This is a genomic window from Klebsiella sp. JN_Kp121, from assembly GCF_040062145.1.
In the GTDB taxonomy this organism is placed as follows: Bacteria; Pseudomonadota; Gammaproteobacteria; order Enterobacterales; family Enterobacteriaceae; genus Klebsiella; species Klebsiella aerogenes.
Genome location: NZ_JBEAHX010000002.1, coordinates 586,276 through 605,952 on the forward strand (window position 1 = coordinate 586,276; position 19,677 = coordinate 605,952).

At 57.0% G+C, this 19,677-nt stretch carries 16 protein-coding genes; 9 read left to right on the forward strand and 7 right to left on the reverse strand.

The window, feature by feature from the left end; genetic code table 11:
• The first annotated feature begins 1 nt into the window (after position 1).
• From paaH to ABLU86_RS05460, 7 genes are all read left to right on the forward strand, one after another.
• The gene (gene paaH, locus ABLU86_RS05430; protein ID WP_015366340.1) at positions 2-1,423 is read left to right on the forward strand and encodes a 3-hydroxyacyl-CoA dehydrogenase PaaH; all 1,422 of its coding nucleotides are present in this window, start codon (positions 2-4) and stop codon (positions 1,421-1,423) included.
• Entirely contained in the window at positions 1,413-1,835 is a 423-nt protein-coding gene (gene paaI / locus ABLU86_RS05435) for a hydroxyphenylacetyl-CoA thioesterase PaaI (protein WP_015366341.1), read from the forward strand. Before paaH ends, paaI begins: the two co-directional genes overlap by 11 nt.
• Positions 1,835-3,040, forward strand: a complete 1,206-nt coding sequence (gene pcaF, locus ABLU86_RS05440; protein WP_015366342.1) for a 3-oxoadipyl-CoA thiolase — start codon at positions 1,835-1,837, stop codon at positions 3,038-3,040. The genes paaI and pcaF overlap by 1 nt, the downstream gene beginning before the upstream one ends.
• A 26-nt stretch (positions 3,041-3,066) precedes the next feature.
• The gene (paaK, locus tag ABLU86_RS05445) at positions 3,067-4,383 is read left to right on the forward strand and encodes a phenylacetate--CoA ligase PaaK (protein WP_004224503.1); all 1,317 of its coding nucleotides are present in this window, start codon (positions 3,067-3,069) and stop codon (positions 4,381-4,383) included.
• A gap of 99 nt (positions 4,384-4,482) precedes the next feature.
• Entirely contained in the window at positions 4,483-5,409 is a 927-nt protein-coding gene (gene paaX, locus ABLU86_RS05450; protein ID WP_026612287.1) for a phenylacetic acid degradation operon negative regulatory protein PaaX, read from the forward strand.
• Between the two features lie 9 nt (positions 5,410-5,418).
• Positions 5,419-6,009 carry a phenylacetic acid degradation protein PaaY gene (gene paaY, locus ABLU86_RS05455; protein ID WP_020078643.1) on the forward strand — a complete coding sequence of 197 codons (591 nt, stop codon included), beginning with the start codon at positions 5,419-5,421 and terminating at the stop codon, positions 6,007-6,009.
• A gap of 15 nt (positions 6,010-6,024) precedes the next feature.
• On the forward strand, positions 6,025-6,435 hold the full coding sequence (locus tag ABLU86_RS05460) for a GFA family protein (RefSeq protein ID WP_031590551.1): 411 nt from the start codon (positions 6,025-6,027) through the stop codon (positions 6,433-6,435).
• 36 nt (positions 6,436-6,471) lie between these two features.
• Here the strand turns inward: ABLU86_RS05460 and azoR are convergent, their stop codons facing one another.
• Positions 6,472-7,077: an FMN-dependent NADH-azoreductase gene (gene azoR, locus ABLU86_RS05465; protein ID WP_015366346.1), complete on the reverse strand. Its 606-nt coding sequence runs from the start codon at positions 7,075-7,077 to the stop codon at positions 6,472-6,474.
• A gap of 201 nt (positions 7,078-7,278) precedes the next feature.
• On the opposite strand from azoR, the gene hrpA reads away from it, so the two are divergent.
• Positions 7,279-11,181, forward strand: coding sequence for an ATP-dependent RNA helicase HrpA (gene hrpA, locus ABLU86_RS05470; protein ID WP_058676192.1), 3,903 nt, complete (start codon positions 7,279-7,281; stop codon positions 11,179-11,181).
• 47 nt (positions 11,182-11,228) lie between these two features.
• On the opposite strand, the gene ABLU86_RS05475 is transcribed toward hrpA, so the two are convergent.
• The 6 genes from ABLU86_RS05475 to ABLU86_RS05500 form a co-directional block, all read right to left on the reverse strand.
• Entirely contained in the window at positions 11,229-11,903 is a 675-nt protein-coding gene (locus ABLU86_RS05475; protein WP_072201346.1) for an O-methyltransferase, read from the reverse strand.
• Entirely contained in the window at positions 11,904-13,289 is a 1,386-nt protein-coding gene (locus ABLU86_RS05480; protein WP_032722512.1) for an efflux transporter outer membrane subunit, read from the reverse strand.
• The gene (locus ABLU86_RS05485) at positions 13,286-14,371 is read right to left on the reverse strand and encodes an HlyD family secretion protein (RefSeq protein WP_015705600.1); all 1,086 of its coding nucleotides are present in this window, start codon (positions 14,369-14,371) and stop codon (positions 13,286-13,288) included. The genes ABLU86_RS05480 and ABLU86_RS05485 overlap by 4 nt, the downstream gene beginning before the upstream one ends.
• Positions 14,372-14,398: 27 nt before the next feature.
• A complete protein-coding gene (locus ABLU86_RS05490; protein ID WP_015366351.1) occupies positions 14,399-16,051 on the reverse strand; it encodes an MFS transporter in 1,653 nt (550 codons plus the stop codon).
• Positions 16,051-16,482, reverse strand: coding sequence for a MarR family transcriptional regulator (locus tag ABLU86_RS05495; protein WP_015366352.1), 432 nt, complete (start codon positions 16,480-16,482; stop codon positions 16,051-16,053). Before ABLU86_RS05495 ends, ABLU86_RS05490 begins: the two co-directional genes overlap by 1 nt.
• A 183-nt stretch (positions 16,483-16,665) precedes the next feature.
• Positions 16,666-17,940: a Glu/Leu/Phe/Val dehydrogenase gene (locus ABLU86_RS05500; protein WP_015366353.1), complete on the reverse strand. Its 1,275-nt coding sequence runs from the start codon at positions 17,938-17,940 to the stop codon at positions 16,666-16,668.
• Positions 17,941-18,471: 531 nt separating this feature from the next.
• Here ABLU86_RS05500 and ABLU86_RS05505 point away from each other — a divergent pair.
• Positions 18,472-19,677: a bifunctional succinylornithine transaminase/acetylornithine transaminase gene (locus ABLU86_RS05505; protein WP_042894614.1), complete on the forward strand. Its 1,206-nt coding sequence runs from the start codon at positions 18,472-18,474 to the stop codon at positions 19,675-19,677.

Sequence of the window (19,677 nt, forward strand, 5' to 3'; positions counted from 1 at the left end):
CATGACAACATCCTTAGCCACCGTGGCGGTGATTGGCAGCGGCACCATGGGAGCCGGTATTGCTGAAGTAGCCGCTGCCGCCGGACATCCGGTGCGTATTTTCGATATTAATCAAACCGCGATTGCCCAGGCGATCGACGGCATTGCTATGCGTCTGGCATCGCGGGTCGAGCGCGGCAAACTGGCGTCAGAGCAGGCCGACGCGCTGCTGGCGCGCCTGCATCCGGCCCACGATTTAGCCGCGCTTGCCGACGCGGATTTAGTAATTGAAGCGGCCTCTGAACGCTTGGAGGTCAAAACGACGCTGTTCGCGCAGCTGGCGGAGATCTGTGCGCCGTCAACGTTGTTGACCAGTAACACTTCGTCTATTTCGATTACCGCCATCGCCGCCGGGGTCAAAAACCCGGAGCGGGTGGCCGGGCTGCACTTTTTTAATCCGGCGCCGGTGATGAAGCTGGTCGAGGTGGTGAGTGGCCTGGAGACGTCTGCTGAGGTGGTAGAGCAGCTGTGCCAGTGCGTAAGCGGCTGGGGGAAACAGCCGGTACGCTGCCGCTCAACGCCGGGATTTATCGTTAACCGCGTAGCGCGTCCGTTCTACGCTGAGGCCTGGCGCGCGCTGGAAGAACAGGTTGCCGCTCCTGAGGTTATCGATGCCGCTTTGCGTGACGGCGGCGGTTTTCCGATGGGACCGCTGGCGCTGACTGACCTGATTGGCCAGGACGTCAACTTCGCCGTGACCTGTTCGGTGTTTAACGCTTTCTGGCAGGACCGCCGCTACCTGCCATCGCTACTCCAGCAAGAGCTGGCGCTGGCCGGGCGGCTGGGTAAAAAGAGCGGCCACGGCGTCTATCGCTGGCCCGCGGAGACGCAGCCGGACGCGGCGCTGCCGACGGTATCTATTGGCGCTCAATCCATTACAGCTATAAGTGACAGTGTCACAGAACTCGATGAGCTCTTATTGCTGGAGACCGAAGGCGAGACCGCGCTGGCGCTAAGCGTTAAGCATCACCGCCCGGTGGTGGTATATGACCTGTGCGCCAGCGATACGGTGGTGCTGGCAGCAGCGGCGACCAACGCGCCTGCGGCCACTGATAAGGCCGTGCATTACTTCCAACAGCAGGGCAAGAAAGTTCTGCGTATTGCCGATTATCCCGGCCTGCTGGTGTGGCGCACGGTGGCGATGCTGATTAACGAAGCGCTGGATGCGGTGCAAAAAGGGATCGCCAGCCCGCATGATATTGATACCGCGATGCGCCTTGGCGTCAATTATCCGCACGGCCCGCTGGCGTGGGGAGAACGCCTTGGCTGGCGGCGGGTGCTGCAACTGCTGGAGAACCTGCAACACCATTATGGCGAGGAGCGCTATCGCCCCAGTTCCCTGTTGCGCCAGAAGGCGCTGATGGAGAAGCACCATGAGCAATGATCCGTGGCGCAACGCGCGCGTGATGTACGAAAAAGATACTTGCGCCAGAAAGATGGGGATTGAACTTATCGAAATGGACGACGGTTTTGCGCAGATGAGCATGACCGTCTCGGCGGACATGCTTAACGGCCATCAGACCTGTCACGGCGGCCAGCTATTTACGCTCGCCGATACCGCTTTCGCTTACGCCTGTAACAGCCAGGGGCTGGCGGCGGTGGCTTCGGCGGCAAATATTGATTTTCTTCGTCCGGCGTTTGCCGGCGACAGGCTGGTCGCCACCGCAAGAGTCAAACAGCAGGGCAAGCTGACCGGCGTCTACGACATCGAAATTGTTAATCAACAGCAAAAGATTGTGGCCCTGTTCCGCGGCAAATCGCACCGTATCGGCGGCACAATCACGGGAGAAGTGTAATGCGCGACGCCTTTATTTGTGACGGGATCCGCACGCCGATTGGCCGCTACGGCGGAGCGCTGGCCGGCGTCCGCGCCGACGATCTGGCGGCGATCCCGCTACGTGAGTTGCTGAGCCGTAACCCCGGGCTCGACCCGGCAGCGATTGATGATGTGATTTTCGGCTGTGCGAACCAGGCCGGTGAGGATAACCGCAACGTGGCGCACATGGCGACGCTGTTGGCAGGTTACCCGCATACCGTGCCGGGCACCACGATTAACCGCTTGTGCGGATCGGGTCTGGATGCGATCGGTTTTGCCGCCAGGGCGATCAAAGCCGGCGATGCCGATCTGCTGATTGCTGGCGGCGTGGAATCGATGTCGCGCGCGCCGTTCGTGATGGGAAAAGCCAGCACGCCGTATCAGCGTCAGGCGGAACTCTTTGATACCACGATTGGCTGGCGTTTTGTGAACCCGCTCATGGCGCAACAATTCGGAACTGACAGCATGCCGGAAACGGCAGAGAATGTAGCTGAATTGTTAAATATCAGCCGGGCCGACCAGGACGCTTTCGCCTGGCGTAGCCAGCAGCGCACGGCGCAGGCCCAGCGCGATGGCATTCTGGCGCAGGAAATCGTGCCGGTGCAGATCATCGGCAAGAAAGGGGCGGTCAGCGCGGTACGCGATGATGAGCATCCCCGCCCGGAAACCACGCTTGAGCAACTCGCACTATTAAAAGCGCCGTTCCGTAAAGGCGGAGTCATTACGGCTGGAAATGCTTCTGGCGTTAACGATGGCGCAGCGGCGCTGATTATCGCCAGTGAACAGCAGGCCAGCGTACAGGGGCTCACGCCGCGCGCGCGTATCGTGGCGATGGCGACGGCGGGTGTTGAACCGCGCCTGATGGGGCTGGGGCCGGTACCGGCAGTGCGTAAAGTGCTGGAGCGAGCCGGACTCAATATTAACGATATGGATCTGATAGAGCTGAATGAGGCCTTCGCCGCGCAGGCGCTGGGGGTGCTCAGACAACTCGGCGTGCCGGATGATGCGGCGCACGTGAATCCCAACGGCGGCGCCATCGCGTTAGGTCATCCGCTGGGCATGAGCGGCGCGCGACTGGCGCTGAGCGCCAGCCTTGAGCTGCAACGCCGGGGCGGGCGTTATGCGCTGTGTACGATGTGTATTGGCGTGGGTCAGGGCATTGCCATGATCCTCGAGCGAGTGTGAGCTAATTTACCTGCGAGTACCCTACAATGATAACTACTACAAAATTAGATCCGATTGAAACCGCATCGCGTGATGAACTGCAGGCTCTGCAAACCCAGCGCCTGAAATGGACGCTGAAGCATGCGTATGAAAATGTGCCGATGTATCGCCGCAAATTCGACGCCGCCGGCGTACACCCTGACGACTTTCGGGAATTAAACGATCTGAAAAAATTCCCCTGTACCACTAAACAAGATCTGCGCGACAACTATCCCTTCGATACCTTTGCGGTGCCGATGGAGCAGGTGGTGCGCATTCACGCCTCTTCCGGCACCACCGGCAAACCGACGGTGGTGGGATATACGCAAAACGATATTGATAACTGGGCCAATATTGTCGCCCGTTCGCTGCGTGCGGCCGGTGGTTCAGCAAAAGATAAAATTCACGTCGCCTACGGCTACGGCCTGTTTACCGGCGGCCTTGGCGCGCACTACGGCGCGGAGCGTTTAGGGGCGACGGTGATCCCGATGTCCGGCGGACAGACCGAAAAACAGGCGCAGCTGATCCGCGACTTCCAGCCGGATATGATCATGGTGACGCCGTCTTATTGTCTGAATCTGATTGAAGAGCTGGAGCGCCAGATGGGCGGCGATGCCCGCGGCTGTTCATTGCGGGTCGGCGTCTTTGGCGCCGAGCCGTGGACGCTGGCGATGCGCGCGGAAATCGAGCGCCGCCTGGGTATCACCGCACTGGATATTTACGGTCTGTCAGAGGTGATGGGGCCTGGGGTGGCAATGGAGTGCCTGGAAACCGTTGACGGCCCGACCATCTGGGAAGACCACTTCTTCCCGGAAATCGTCAACCCGGACGACGGTACGCCGCTGGAAGATGGCGAGCATGGCGAACTGCTGTTTACCACGTTGACCAAAGAGGCGCTGCCGGTGATCCGCTATCGTACCCGCGATCTGACTCGCTTGCTGCCGGGAACCGCGCGGACCATGCGCCGCATGGATCGCATCAGTGGACGCAGCGACGATATGCTGATTATCCGCGGGGTTAACGTCTTCCCATCGCAGTTGGAAGAGGAGATCCTCAAGTTTGAACACCTGGCGCCGCACTATCAGTTAGAGGTCAATCGCCGCGGTCATCTTGATTCGCTGGCGGTACGCGTTGAGCTGAAAGAGAGCGGGCTGGCGTTAAGTCATGAACAACGCTGCCAGATTTGCCATCAGTTGCGTCACCGCATTAAGTCGATGGTCGGGATCTCCACCGATATTACTATCGTCAACTGCGGCAGCATTCCTCGCTCTGAAGGGAAAGCCTGTCGGGTATTCGACCTGCGTAAAGCGGTGGTCAGCGGTTAATTCTCTCCCCGGTAACCCGGCTGAGGCCTTTACGCCATAAGCCGGGAATTTCCTGTGCTATGATTTATAAAGGAAAAATATAACAACAGAATGAATCAGATGAGTAAACTCGACGCCTTTATTCAACAAGCGGTGACGGCGATGCCGATCAGCGGTACGTCATTGATTGCCTCGCTGTATGGCGACGCTTTATTACAACGCGGTGGGGAAGTGTGGCTGGGTAGCGTCGCGGCGCTGCTGGAAGGATTAGGATTTGGCGAGCGCTTTGTCCGCACTGCGCTATTCCGTCTCAATAAAGAAGAGTGGCTCGATGTCGTGCGTATCGGCCGACGCAGCTTTTATCGCCTGAGCGATAAAGGGCTACGTCTGACCCGGCGCGCGGAACATAAAATTTATCGGGCGAATGCCCCGGAATGGGACGGAACCTGGCTGCTGCTATTGTCGGAAGGGTTAGAAAAAACGGTTCTGGCGGAAGTCAAAAAGCAACTGTTATGGCAGGGATTTGGCGCGCTGGCGCCGAGCCTGCTGGCCTCGCCGTCGCAAAAACTGGCCGATGTCCAATCGCTGCTACATGAAGCGGGCGTTGCCGAAAACGTCATCTGCTTTGAAGCCCATTCGCCGCTGGCGCTCTCAAGGGCGGCGCTACGCGACCGCGTAGAGGAGTGCTGGCATCTCACCGAACAAAATGAGATGTACGAGGCGTTTATCGCATTGTTCCGACCATTACTGCCGCTGCTGCGCGACAGCGAGCCGTCAGAGTTGACACCGGAGCGCTGTTTCCAGATCCAACTGCTCCTTATCCATTTCTATCGCCGTGTGGTGCTTAAAGACCCGCTGCTGCCGGAAGAACTCCTGCCGGCGCATTGGGCCGGGCAAACCGCGCGGCAGCTGTGCATCAATATTTATCAACGCGTGACGCCAGGCGCGCTGGCCTTTGTCGGCGAAAAAGGCGAAAGCTCAGTTGGCGAGCTTCCCGCGCCGGGTCCGCTTTATTTTCAACGCTTTGGCGGTTTGCCGGGCGTCTAAGGAGGTTGCATGCCGATTTATCAGATTGATGGGCTGACGCCAGTGGTGCCGGATGAGAGCTACGTCCACCCAACCGCCGTGTTGATTGGCGACGTGATCCTGGGTAAGGGGGTCTATGTTGGGCCAAATGCCAGCCTGCGCGGCGACTTCGGCCGTATTGTAGTTAAAGACGGAGCCAATATTCAGGATAACTGCGTCATGCACGGCTTCCCCGGCCAGGATACCGTGGTGGAAGAGGACGGTCACATCGGCCACGGCGCAATCCTGCACGGCTGTGTGATTGGCCGCAACGCGCTGGTGGGAATGAGCGCGGTGATTATCGACGGGGCAGTAATTGGCGAAAATAGTATTGTCGGCGCTTCCGCCTTCGTAAAAGCGAAAGCGGAAATGCCTGCTAACCATTTGATCATCGGCAGCCCGGCAAAAGCGATTCGTACGCTGAGCGAACAGGAGCTGGAGTGGAAAAAACACGGTACCCGTGAATACCAGGTGCTGGTCGAACGTTGTAAGCAGACGCTGCATCAGGTGGAGCCATTAAAAGAGATGGAGGCCGGGCGCAAGCGTCTGGAATTTGACGAAAACCTGCGGCCAAAATCCTAAACCTGAGGGGTAACTATAATGGCAGAGAAATTATCCGCTCATTGTCACTGCGGTGCGGTGGCATTTACCGTTGAGCTCAGCGATGGCTTCAACACCGTTCGTCGCTGTAACTGTTCATATTGTCGAATGCGTGGGGCGGTCGCGGTCTCTTCGCCGCGTTCAGGAATAGAGGTGGTACGCGGAAGGGATAAGCTCACAGAGTATCGCTTTAATACGGGGGAAGCCGTGCACTTCTTCTGCTCGGTATGCGGGATCTACACCTTTCATCAACGGCGATCAAACCCGCAGCAGTATGGGGTAAATGTGGCCTGCATTGATGGCGTTTCGCCTTTCGATTTTCCTTGCGTGGAGGTCAACGACGGCGTGAATCATCCAAAAGATGGCGGCGGAGGCGTGGTGGGGTATTTGCGCTACGAGAAAAAGTAAAACTCTCCTCCCGCAGGCAGCGAGAGGAGTCAAATATTAGGCTGCAACTACGCTGTCGATAGCCGCTTTGGCATCGGACTGCGCTTTGGCCGCAACTTCTGGACCATAAGCAATACCTTCAGCAAATACGAAATTCACGTCGGTGATGCCGATAAAGCCAAGGAAGGTGGTCAGATACGGCGTAACCAGATCGGTCGGCGTATCTTTATGAATACCACCGCGGCTGGTCAGTACTACCGCACGTTTACCGGTGACCAGGCCTTCCGGACCTTTCTCGGTGTAACGGAAGGTGACGCCTGCGCGGGCAACCAGGTCGAAATAGTTTTTCAGCTGAGTCGGGATGTTGAAGTTATACATCGGCGCGGCGATAACAATCACATCGTTAGCTTTCAGTTCAGCGATCAGTTCATCGGACAGCGCCAGCGCTTCCTGTTGACGTGCGGTCAACTGTGCATCACTCGGACGCAGCGCGCCAACCAGTTCACCATCCAGAACCGGAATCGGGTTTGCCGCCAGATCGCGCACGGTGATAACGTCGCCTGCGTGTTTTTCACGCCATTGTTCAACAAAATAGTCGGACAGTTGGCCGGATTGCGAGTACCCTGCAAGAATACTGGACTTCAGAACTAATACTTTGCTCATGGGTGTTTCCTTTTAATGTGATTGACGGGTCAATGCCCTGGTGCTTGTTGACACTGTATTCACAATCATGCCGCAGAGATAGCGCAATATATCGAATCCTATGTTCAATTTTTTTGAACAAGGCATGAGTTCTATAGATGTGGTAATCTACAGCAATATTTCATGAGAGATTTTTCCGGCAGAGCGCTGCCCGATAACGTTATGACAGAACAACAAAAAATCACTTTCTCGCAGCTCTATGAACGGCTCGATGGTCTGATGCTGCGCGATAAATCGCGCTATAGCCGCCGCCTGCATGGCGCAAAGAAGGTTAAAAATCCTGATGCCCAGCAGGCCATTCTGCACGAGATGGCGCGGGAGATAGAGCAGGCAGCAGGGAAAGTCCTGCTACGCGAAGCCGCGCGTCCGGCAATCACCTATCCGGAAAACCTGCCGGTTAGCCAGAAAAAACAAGAGATTCTCGAAGCGGTGCGCGATCACCAGGTGGTGATCGTCGCCGGTGAGACCGGTTCTGGTAAAACCACTCAGCTACCCAAAATCTGCATGGAGCTGGGGCGCGGCCTGAAAGGCCTGATTGGCCACACCCAGCCGCGTCGACTGGCGGCGCGCACCGTCGCTAACCGTATTGCTGAAGAGCTGCAGAGCGAGCCGGGCGGCTGTATTGGTTATAAAGTGCGCTTCAGTGACCACGTCAGCGAAAACACCATGGTTAAGCTGATGACCGACGGTATCCTGCTGGCGGAAATCCAGCAGGATCGCCTGCTGATGCAGTATGACACCATCATTATTGATGAGGCGCATGAGCGCAGTCTGAACATTGATTTTCTGCTGGGCTATCTGAAAGAGCTCCTGCCGCGCCGCCCGGACCTGAAAATCATCATTACCTCGGCAACCATCGACCCGGAACGTTTCTCGCGCCACTTTAATCATGCGCCGATTATCGAAGTTTCCGGGCGGACTTACCCGGTGGAAGTACGTTATCGTCCCATTGTTGAAGAGGCGGACGATAGCGAACGCGATCAGCTACAGGCGATTTTTGATGCCGTCGATGAACTGGGGCGTGAAAGCCCCGGCGATATCCTGATCTTTATGAGCGGCGAGCGGGAAATCCGCGATACCGCCGAGGCGTTGAATAAGCTCAATCTGCGTCACACCGAAGTGCTGCCGCTGTATGCTCGTTTATCCAATAGTGAGCAAAACCGGGTCTTCCAGTCCCATAGCGGGCGGCGTATTGTCCTGGCAACCAACGTTGCCGAAACCTCGTTGACGGTTCCGGGCATCAAATACGTTATCGATCCGGGTACCGCTCGCATCAGTCGCTACAGCTACCGTACAAAAGTGCAGCGCCTGCCTATCGAGCCAGTATCACAGGCCTCCGCTAATCAGCGTAAAGGCCGTTGCGGACGTGTGTCTGAAGGCATCTGTATTCGTCTTTACTCGGAAGACGATTTCCTGTCGCGGCCGGAATTTACCGACCCGGAAATTCTGCGTACCAACCTGGCCTCGGTCATTCTGCAAATGACCGCTCTGGGGCTGGGCGATATCGCTGCGTTTCCGTTTGTCGAAGCGCCGGATAAGCGCAACATCCAGGATGGCGTTCGTCTGCTGGAAGAGCTCGGCGCCATCACCACCGATGAGCAGGCAACGGCCTATAAGCTGACCCCGCTGGGCCGCCAGCTCAGCCAGCTACCGGTGGATCCGCGTCTGGCGCGGATGGTGCTGGAAGCGCAGAAACATGGCTGCGTGCGTGAAGCGATGATCATCACTTCCGCGCTGTCGATTCAGGATCCGCGCGAGCGCCCCATGGACAAGCAGCAGGCATCCGATGAAAAGCATCGTCGCTTCCACGATAAAGAGTCTGATTTCCTTGCTTTTGTCAATTTGTGGAACTATCTCGGCGAACAACAAAAGGCGCTCTCCTCGAATCAGTTCCGCCGCCAGTGCCGGGTGGATTTCCTCAACTATTTACGCGTGCGTGAATGGCAGGATATTTACACCCAACTGCGCCAGGTAGTGAAAGAACTCGGCCTGCCGATCAACAGCGAGCCAGCGGAGTACCGTGAAATTCATACCGCGCTGCTGACCGGTTTGTTGTCGCATATCGGGATGAAGGACTCCGATAAACAGGAGTATACCGGCGCCCGTAATGCGCGGTTCTCTATCTTCCCCGGCTCTGGTCTATTCAAGAAGCCGCCGAAGTGGACGATGGTTGCGGAGCTGGTGGAGACCAGCCGCCTGTGGGGGCGCATTGCCGCCCGCATTGAGCCGGAGTGGGTCGAGCCTGTGGCCCAGCATCTGATTAAACGTTCATATAGTGAACCGCACTGGGAGCGGTCGCAGGGCGCGGTAATGGCGACAGAAAAGGTCACCGTCTACGGTCTGCCAATCGTCGCCGCGCGTAAGGTCAACTATAGCCAGATTGACCCGGCGCTGTGTCGTGAGCTGTTCATCCGCCACGCGCTGGTAGAGGGCGACTGGCAGACGCGGCATGCCTTCTTCCGCGATAACCTGAAGCTGCGTGCTGAAATCGAAGAGCTGGAGCATAAGTCGCGCCGTCGCGACATCCTGGTGGATGACGAGACGATGTTCGAGTTTTACGACCAGCGCATTAGCCACGATGTCATCTCCGCTCGCCACTTTGATAAGTGGTGGAAGCAGGCCAGCCGCGAAACGCCAGACTTGCTCAATTTTGAAAAGAGCATGCTGATTAAAGAGGGGGCGGAGCAGGTCAGTAAACTGGACTACCCGAATTTCTGGCATCAGGGCAATCTTAAACTGCGTCTTAGCTATCAGTTTGAACCCGGTGCGGATGCCGATGGCGTAACGGTTCATATTCCGCTGCCGCTGCTCAACCAGGTAGAGGAAGCCGGGTTTGAATGGCAGATCCCTGGCCTGCGTCGCGAGCTGGTCATCGCATTAATCAAATCGTTGCCGAAACCCGTTCGGCGTAATTTCGTCCCGGCGCCTAATTACGCCGAGGCATTTTTAGGCCGCGCGACGCCGCTGGCGTTGCCGCTACTGGATTCGCTGGAGCGTGAGCTGCGTAAAATGACCGGCGTGACCATCGACCGCGAATCCTGGCAGTGGGATCAGGTGCCCGATCACCTGAAAATCACTTTCCGGGTGGTGGATGACAAAAATAAGAAACTGCAGGAAGGACGCTCTCTGCAGGTCTTAAAAGACGCGCTCAAAGGTAAAGTTCAGGAGACGTTATCGGCGGTGGCCGACGATGGTATTGAACAGAGCGGGCTGCATATCTGGAGTTTCGGCACCCTGGCGGAGAGTTACGAACAGAAGCGCGGTAATTATAAGGTGAAAGCCTGGCCGGCGCTGGTGGACGAGCGTGACAGCGTCGCCATCAAACTGTTTGATAATCCACAGGAACAGCAGCAGGCGATGTGGCGTGGTCTGCGCCGTTTACTGTTGCTCAATATTCCGTCGCCGATTAAGTATCTGCACGAGAAACTGCCCAACAAAGCCAAACTGGGACTCTATTTCAACCCTTATGGCAAGGTGCTGGATTTGATTGACGACTGCATCTCCTGTGGTGTTGACAAGCTTATTGATGAAGCCGGCGGCCCGGTGTGGACCGAAGAGGGCTTTAGTAAACTGCACGATAAAGTGCGCGCCGAACTGAACGACACGGTGGTCGATATCGCGAAGCAGGTCGAGCAGATCCTGACGGCGGTATTTAACATCAATAAGCGTCTGAAAGGGCGGGTAGATATGACGATGGCCCTGGGGCTGTCGGATATTAAAGCGCAGATGGCGGGTCTGGTTTATCGCGGCTTTGTTACCGGCAACGGTTTCCGCCGCCTCGGCGATACGCTGCGTTATCTGCAGGCAATTGAAAAACGTCTTGAGAAGCTGGCAATCGACCCGCATCGTGACCGCGCGCAGATGCTAAAAGTCGAGAGCGTGCAACAGGCGTGGCAGCAGTGGTTGAATAAGCTGCCGCCGAATCGCCGCGATGACGACGACGTACAGGAGATCCGCTGGATGATCGAAGAGCTGCGCGTCAGCTTCTTTGCTCAGCAGTTGGGTACCCCGTATCCGATCTCGGACAAACGCGTGTTGCAGGCGATGGAGCAAATTACGCCGTAGCCTGGCTGGTTGTCCCCGGAGGCGCTGCGCTTACCGGGGCTACTCGCTTAAGCGTTTACCCACGCCAGAGTAAAGCCGTCCCAGCCTTTAGTGCCCACGGTCTGCAGCGCCGTTGCCGTCAACCGTGGCTCGGCGCCCATCATCTCAATGAATTGACGCACGCCCTGAACGCGCTCGTCGGCGCTCTGTGGGTTGACCACTTCACCGTCGCGTACCACGTTATCGCCAATAATTAAGGTTCCTGGGCGGGAATAACGTAGCGCCCAGCTCAGATAGTGGGGATTATTCGGCTTATCGGCATCGATGAAGATCAGGTCGAAAGCGGGACATTCGCCAAGCGCCTCCAGAGAATGTAGCGCCGGCCCCTCTCGCAGCGTGACCCGCTGGTCAACGCCCGCCAGCTGCAGATTCTCCCGCGCCACCTGGGCATGATGCGCGTCGGCCTCCAGCGTGAGTAGTTGGCCGTCGGCAGGAAGCTCGCGCGCCATCCAGATGGTGCTATAGCCGCCGAGAGTACCGATCTCCAGTATCCGCTTAGCCTGGGTAAGCCGTACCAGCAGGGCGAGAAACTGCCCCTGATTGGCGGCGACATCGTGTGCCGGCAGCCCGGCTCGATGGTTGTTTTCCAGTACCCGATCGAGCACAGGATCGCCGGGGATTAAGGCCTCAAGCAAATAATTGTCTACTGCCGACCACTGTTGTTGCATATTACGCTTCCCCATTTAGCTCCCTGATGAGTCAGACCAGCCGCCTCCCAGCGCCCGGTACAAATCAATCTGCGCCAGCAGCAGGTTATTTTTCACCTGCACCACGCTCAACTGAGTGGAGAATAACGTACGTTGCGCATCCAACACGTCCAGATAGGAAGAGTAGCCGTTACGATAGCGGTTCTGCGCGATACGCAACGTCTCTGCGGCGACCGATTCCTGCTCCTGGAGCTCGCTTAACTGTTCGCTGTAGCGGCTGATGGCATCCAGGCTATCGTTCACCTCTTTGAACGCGCCGCGTACGGTTTTCTCATATCCGTATAACGCCTGATTGCGCTGGGCCATCGAGACATCAACCTGCGCATTTAGCGCCTGGCGGTTGAGTAACGGCGCCAGAATACTGCCGCCAAGGCTCCATAATCGCAGCGGGTTGTCGAGCAGATCCGGTAGCGTTCTGTCCTGCAGGCTGCCGGTGGCGGTAAGGTTGATGGAAGGCAGCAACTGCGCCTGCGACGACGCGAGGGTGGCATCAGCGGCCACCAGTTGGCGTTGAGCCTGCACAATGTCCGGACGGCGGCTCATTAGCGTCGAGGGTAACTGTGAGGGCAGGCGTAGCGGGCTAAGTTGTGCGAACTCGTTACGTTTTACCGCACCGGGATTGTCGCCCAAGAGAACGCTCAGGGCGTTCTCTTGTTGCGCGATTTGATGCTGCAATGGCGGGATCTGCGCCCGCGTCGAGCGCAGTTCGGAATCCGCCTGCATGAGCTCCAGGCGCGAGGTATAGCCGGTTTCATACTGCCGTTTAGCCAGATTCCACGCATCTTCTCGCGATTTCAGCGTTTGGCGGGTGACCCGCAACTGCTCGTCTAATGACAACAAGGTGACGTAGCCGACGGCGACCGATGTCGCCACGGTCAGATTAGCGGCGGCGGCAGCGGCTTTCTGCGCTTCAAGGCTGGCTTCGGCTGCGCTGGCGGCGCTGCGGTTGGCCCCCCAAATATCGACGTCATAGCTGGCGGTCAGGCCGCCTTTGTACAGCGTGCTGTGGATGGGCAGACCAGTCGCGGCGGACTGTGCGCGAGCGCGGGTACCGGTCAGGCTGGCATCAAGCGAGGGGAATAAGCTGCTATCAGCGGCGTAGGCACGCGCCTGATACTCGTTAACTCGCTCGCGGGCGATCAGGACGTCGCTGTTGTAGCGCAACGCCCGATCGACATACTGATTAAGCGCGCTATCGTGAAAATTGCGCCACCACACGCCTTCCACCGGGCTGGAAGGACCCACATCGGCACGCCAGGCGGCAGGGATCGCCAGCGTGGGCTCCGCACGTGGGACATCGGCAGACTGACAACCGACCAGCGCCAGCGCCAGCGCCACGGCAAGGGTTAACGGGCGGATCATTGTTTATTCTCCGCGCGGGTATCAATCGTCACCTGCACCGACATCCCCGGACGCAGACGATAGCTGTTTTTCTGCCCCTCATCGACCGCGATACGGACAGGGATCCGCTGGGCGATTTTGACAAAGTTGCCGGTCGCGTTATCCGGCGAGATCGCGCTGAATTCGACGCCGGTCGCTGGCGAAATACTTTGTACTTTGCCGTGGAAGGTTTCGCTGTTCAACGCATCGACCGAGAAGGTGACCGGCTGGCCGACGCGCACCTCGGCGAGCTGTGTCTCTTTCAGGTTGGCGATAACCCAGTGCTGAGGCGGTACCAGCGAGGTCAAATGCGTACCGGCGCTGACATAGGCGCCGAGGCGTACGGAGATCTGCCCCAGTTGCCCGGCCGTCGGGGCGATAATCCGCGTATTCTGCAGGTCGATTTCGGCAAGCTCCAGCGCCGCTTTGGCGCTGGCCACATCGGCCTCCAGCGAATCGCGATTGACGATAGTGGACTGCAGATCCTGGCGCGACATCTCCAGTGTGGCTTTCGCCTGTTCGATATCGGCTGCGCCTTGAGCCGCGCTGGCCCGCGCAGAGTCGCGTTCGCGAATGGATAACGAACCGTCCGCGGTGAGTTCCTGTACGCGTTTTAAATCGGCCTGGGTTTTCTGATTCTGCGCGCGGGCGTTTTGCAAGGCGGCCTCGTTTTTGACGATGGTCGCTTCGGCGCTTTTCCGCTGCTGCTGATTGTTTTTCAGCGCCGCCTGTTTCATCGCCAACGTTGCCTGCGCCTGGTGCACCCGCTGTTTATAGATGCGATCGTCAATCTGGAACAGCACCTGTCCCGGCTGAACGGTATCGAAATCTTTGACGTTCACCGCGGTGATATACCCGTTAACCTGCGGACTGATAAACGTCGTCTGACCGCGCACGTAAGCGTTATCGGTAAACTGACTATGCCGGGTGAAAGGGGGCAACTGCCAGGCGTAAAGAATCACCAATACGCCGACGATGCCGATCGCCGCGGCGGTAAAAATAGACACCACGCGGATGTTGTTTCGGGTATTGGCCTGTTGCCTGGCCGCGTCCTGCTGACTCATAACCACTCCAGAGTAAAAATTATCTTATTATTTATTGCCGGTTGCGCGTTTTAACGCGATACGGGCGGTGATTCGCAATCTGATTAAGCGCCAGAAAATCCACACCAGCGTTGCGGCAGAGATCGCCGCCGTCAGGAGATAAGTGTCATTGTAGGCGAGAATATTGGCCTGTAGCGTCGAGGCGTTTTGCAGCAACGTGGTAGCCTGCACGTTCAATAGCGTGCTGTCGCCAATCTGGCTTTGATACATCTGGCTGTACTGCTGCAGTCGCTCGGCGATTAACGGGTTCAACGTGGTTATCTGATCGGCCAACTGGCTGGAATGAAATTTTTCACGCCAGGTCTGAAAAGTACCGAGGATAGCTGATCCGAGCAGGCCGCCGATATTTTGGCTCATGCCAAACAGAACCGAGAAGCTGACCAGATTCCGCTGGTCGGCAATCACACCGCCAATTCCCGCCAGCATGGCCGGCGCGAGGAAGAAGGCACTGCCGAAGCCAAGTAAAAACTGGCTGAACATCAACTGTTCCGGACGGGTCAGGGCAGTTGACTGACTATCAAGCAAGGAGGCAATCATAATCAACGCCAGCGCGGTCGCGGTGGGCCAGTAGAGGCGCTGCGGGTTAAGCGTCAGGCAACTGGCGACGATACCGCAGACGATACCGGCGAAAATCGACCATGCCAGGTTGGTCATCTGCTCGTTTTGCAAACCGACGTACTGCAGCCAACCGATGACCCCGGTATTCTGTTCCGCCAGTACGATGCGAATCAGCAACATAATCAGTCCCAGACGAAGGATACTGCCGCTGGAAAGCCATTTGGTGTTAAGCAGCGGGTTAGTGCGATTATGCTCGAAGGCGATAGCCGAAACGATCAGCACCACCGCTCCCGCCAGCGACCAGCCAAGCCACGGCGCCTCAAACCACCAGTCCAGACGGCCCAGCGACAGGACCGCGCAGACTAAAGCCATACCGGGAGCCAGTAGGAAGAAGGTAATAAAGTCCTTCTTCTCAAACACCTTTTTGCGGTCGCTGGGCGGCAGTTTCAGCGCGATGACGCAGGCGAGCGACACCAGCGCCAGGCCGAGCTCAAAGAAGTAGAGCCCGCGCCATTCGTCAATCTGCAGCAGTTCGGTCGAGAACAGACGCGCCAGCGGGATCGCCAGCGACGATCCGGTGATACCGATGGTCAACGCCTTCAGGCGGTGGCGTGCCGGCCAGGCCTGCACCTGATAGTAAATTCCCAGTGAACTCAACGCCGCTGCCACCATGCCGTGCGCCGCGCGCACCATCATTGCCGAGCTGAGGTCGTTGACGAACAGGTGGAAGAAAGTGACCAGTACATACAGTACCAGGAAGCCTTCGGTAAAGGCGCGCAGGCCGAACTGTTGGCGAAATTTCACCAGCAGCAGGTTGATGGAAACGTTAGTCATAACGTAGACCGCCGGCAGCCATGCGATTTCCGTCGACCAGGCGGCGAAAGTGCCCTGCAGCAGCTGCAGGTTGGCGGTAACGACGGCGTTACCCAGCGCGCCGGTCAGGCACACCAGCAGCCCGACGATGCCGTAAGCGACGCGTTTCGGCGTACTGTGGATCGGCGTCGACGGCGAACCGAGCATCGCCGGTTTTTCATGCGGCGCCCAGTCGTGGGGCACATAAGGATTAGCTTCGCGACGAGGCATTATTTCTTTTCCACCTCGTGTAGCAGCTTTTCCAGTACCCGGTGGGTTTGCTCACGCTCTTCCGGAGTAATGGCGGTGAGGATCTCCTCACGCAGGTCGTCGGCGACCGCTTTCACCTGATGAAAGAGCGCCATCCCTTTTGCGGTGGCAACCAACAGACGCTTACGTTTATCGCTGTCAGGCTTAACGCGCTCCACCAGTTCAAGTTCGACCAGGCGGTTAATAAGCGGGACGATGGTGGCGCTTTCGACACCCAGTTCCTGCGCCAGTTCGCTTTGCGAGAGGGGCTGTTCGTTGCGGGCAATGGCTGAGACCGCCACCCATGACGCCTGGCTCATGCCAAGATTTTTCAACCGCCGGTTAACCGCCAGCCGCCAGTGATGCGCGGTTAAGTATAAGAGATGGGAAAAGTTAAGCTGTCGGTTATCCATGTTCCGCCTGCAAATTCATTAGAGCTCTAATGATTTTAGGCGCGGCGATTTACCGATTTCAAGTCACGAAGATAAAAATAGGTTAACGCAATGTGCGTTTTTTGTGGAAAAGGCGGGCTGACACGTGGAGAAAAAATAAAAAACCCGGGCGAGCCCGGGTTTCGTATCTGGATTACCTGGACATTAGCCCGGATAGATGCCGCGATCTTTACGCGCCAGCAGAATGCGCTCGCAGGCGACGATGTAGGCCGCGGTACGCAGAGAACACGCTTTCTCGGCGGCTTTATCGCAGACGTGAACAATAGCATCGGTCATGATGCGGTCCATCTTGGCGTTGATCTCTTCTTCGCTCCAGAAGAAGCTTGCCATGTCCTGCACCCATTCGAAGTAGCTGACGGTCACGCCGCCGGCGTTACAGATAACGTCCGGAACCACGATCACCCCACGGTCGGCCAGCACGTCGTCGGCGTCCGGATAGGTCGGGCCGTTGGCGCCTTCGAGGATCAGCTTACAGCTGATTTTTTCCGCGCGTTCACGGGTGATTTGGCCTTCCAGCGCCGCCGGGATCAGGATATCCATCTCGGTGGTCCAGAAATCTTCTTTGGCGATTTCACGCGCGCCCGGGAAACCGGCAATCTTCTTGTTCTCGGCCTGCCATGCGGTCAGCGCCTGCATGTCGATGCCGCCTTCGTTGAACAGGGTCGCGGTGTGGTCCTGGATAACGACAATACGCGCGCCAACGTCGGCGAACAGACGAGCGGCTTCGCTGCCGACGTTACCAAAACCTTGCAGCGCGACTTTCGCGCCTTCGATTTCGATCCCGTTGCGACGGGCCACTTCACGACCGGTGACGAAGACGCCGCGGCCGGTGGCTTTTTCACGGCCCAGCGAACCGCCGAGATGAATCGGCTTACCGGTAACCACGCCGGTGATAGTGGTGCCGTGGTTCATGGAGTAGGTGTCCATCATCCACGCCATCACTTTACCGTTGGTGCCAACGTCCGGCGCCGGGATATCTTTCTGTGGCCCAATGATAATGCCGATTTCGCTGGTATAGCGACGAGTCAGACGTTCCAGCTCGCCTTCAGACAGTGAGAACGGGTCGACGCGGATGCCGCCTTTGGCTCCGCCGTAAGGAATATTGACCGCGGCGCACTTAATGGTCATCCAGGCAGAAAGCGCCATTACCTCGTTAAGATCGACATCCGGATGGTAGCGAACACCACCTTTACCCGGTCCACGCGATAGATTGTGCTGTACGCGATAGCCTTCGAAATGGCGGATGGTGCCATCATCCATCTGCACTGGAATATCAACGATCAGCGCGCGTTTCGGGTGACGCAGAGTTTCCACCCAGTAGGCGAGGTCGCCCAGATACGGCGCGACGCGGTCGATCTGGCGCAGGTAAGTGGTCCATGGAGATGTACTACTTTCAGATGCGTAAGATAACTTTTCCATAAGAGTCCTGTATCTCAATGTTATTTGTGTCGTGTAAAACCGTGGAATAGGTACAGCAGTAAAATCTGTGTGATGAATGTTATCACCAATTTTATAAACCAGTATTTGACGGCTATTCCGAATTTTACATTTTTGTTAGTTTTTTGGGGTTGCATTTGAATAAATAAGCACGACCAGGTGCCTGTATGTCATGCATGGATATGCATATTTTATGCAGATAAGTGAATATAGAAATAATTTTTTCATATTTTTCATTATCTTGATGATCCTCTAAAAGTGAATAAAATGATTCATGGTTGTATTGACTTTGTTGCTCGTCAGGGCCCAGCATTAGCTCACGCAATACACAAGGTATTAACCGTGAATTAACATATATCCATGCAAATAAAATGGCTTATTTCAGTTGTGGTGAAAATATTTGTCATCGCAGCGGGACGTGTGCGCCCTGAAAACGGCTAAAGGGAAATTGTTAAATTCGACTATTCACGATTGGCCAATTTATGCCGCCGATCCTCGTTCCGGAGAATTGTTATGTCAGGCAGTATCACTCGCGAAGATTTTGATGCTTATATGGTTCCGTGTTTCGCTCCCGCGCCGTTTATCCCGGTGAAAGCGGCGGGCTCCCGCGTCTGGGACCAGCAGGGTAAAGAGTACATTGACGTGGCTGGCGGCATTGCGGTTAACGCGCTGGGTCATGCGAATCCGGCGCTGGCTAACGCGCTGAAAGCGCAGCTGGATAAGCTGTGGCACATCGGCAACGGCTATACCAACGAACCGGTACTGCAGCTGGCGAAAACCCTGGTGGAGTCGACCTTCGCCGATAAAATTTTCTTCTGTAACTCCGGCGCAGAAGCCAATGAAGCCGCGCTGAAGCTGGCGCGCAAGTATGCGCACGACAAATTCGGCGCTGACAAGAGCGAAATTATCGCCTTCAAAAACTCTTTCCATGGCCGCACTCTGTTTACCGTAACCGTAGGGGGGCAGCCGAAATACTCCAGCGACTATGCGCCATTACCGCAGGACATCACCCATCTGCCGTATAACGACATCGACGCGGTGAAAGCGGCGTTCTCTTCCCGCACCTGCGCGGTCATCGTCGAGCCGATTATCGGCGAAGGTGGCGTCATGCCGGCGGATCCGCAATTCCTGCAGGTGCTGCGCGAGCTGTGCGATAAGCATGAAGCAACGCTGATTTTTGATGAAGTGCAGACCGGCGCCGGGCGTACCGGCCAACTGTATGCTTACCAGCATTACAACGTGGTTCCGGATATTCTCACCAGCGCGAAAGGGCTGGGCGGCGGCTTCCCAATTGGCGCGATGCTGGCGAAAGAGGCCTGGGCGCAGGTGTTCCAGCCGGGTACTCACGGCACGACTTTCGGCGGCAACCCGCTGGCGGCGACCGTCGCTAATAGCGTGCTGGCGCAAATAGATAGTGCGCTGCTGGCGGGCGTGGGCGAACGCCATACCCTTATCGTCGATAAACTCAATGCGCTGAACGCCAAATATGATGTCTTTAGCGCCGTGCGCGGAATGGGGCTGCTGATTGGCGCCGAACTGGCAAGCCATCTGCGCGGCAAAGCTAAAGCGCTGACCAATCTGGCGGCGGAAGAGGGGCTGATCGCGCTGATAGCCGGGCCGGACGTACTGCGTTTCGCCCCGGCGCTCAATATTCCACTGGCGGATATTGATGAAGCCTTTGTGCGCCTTGAGCGCGCCGTCGCCCGCTTAACCAGCTAA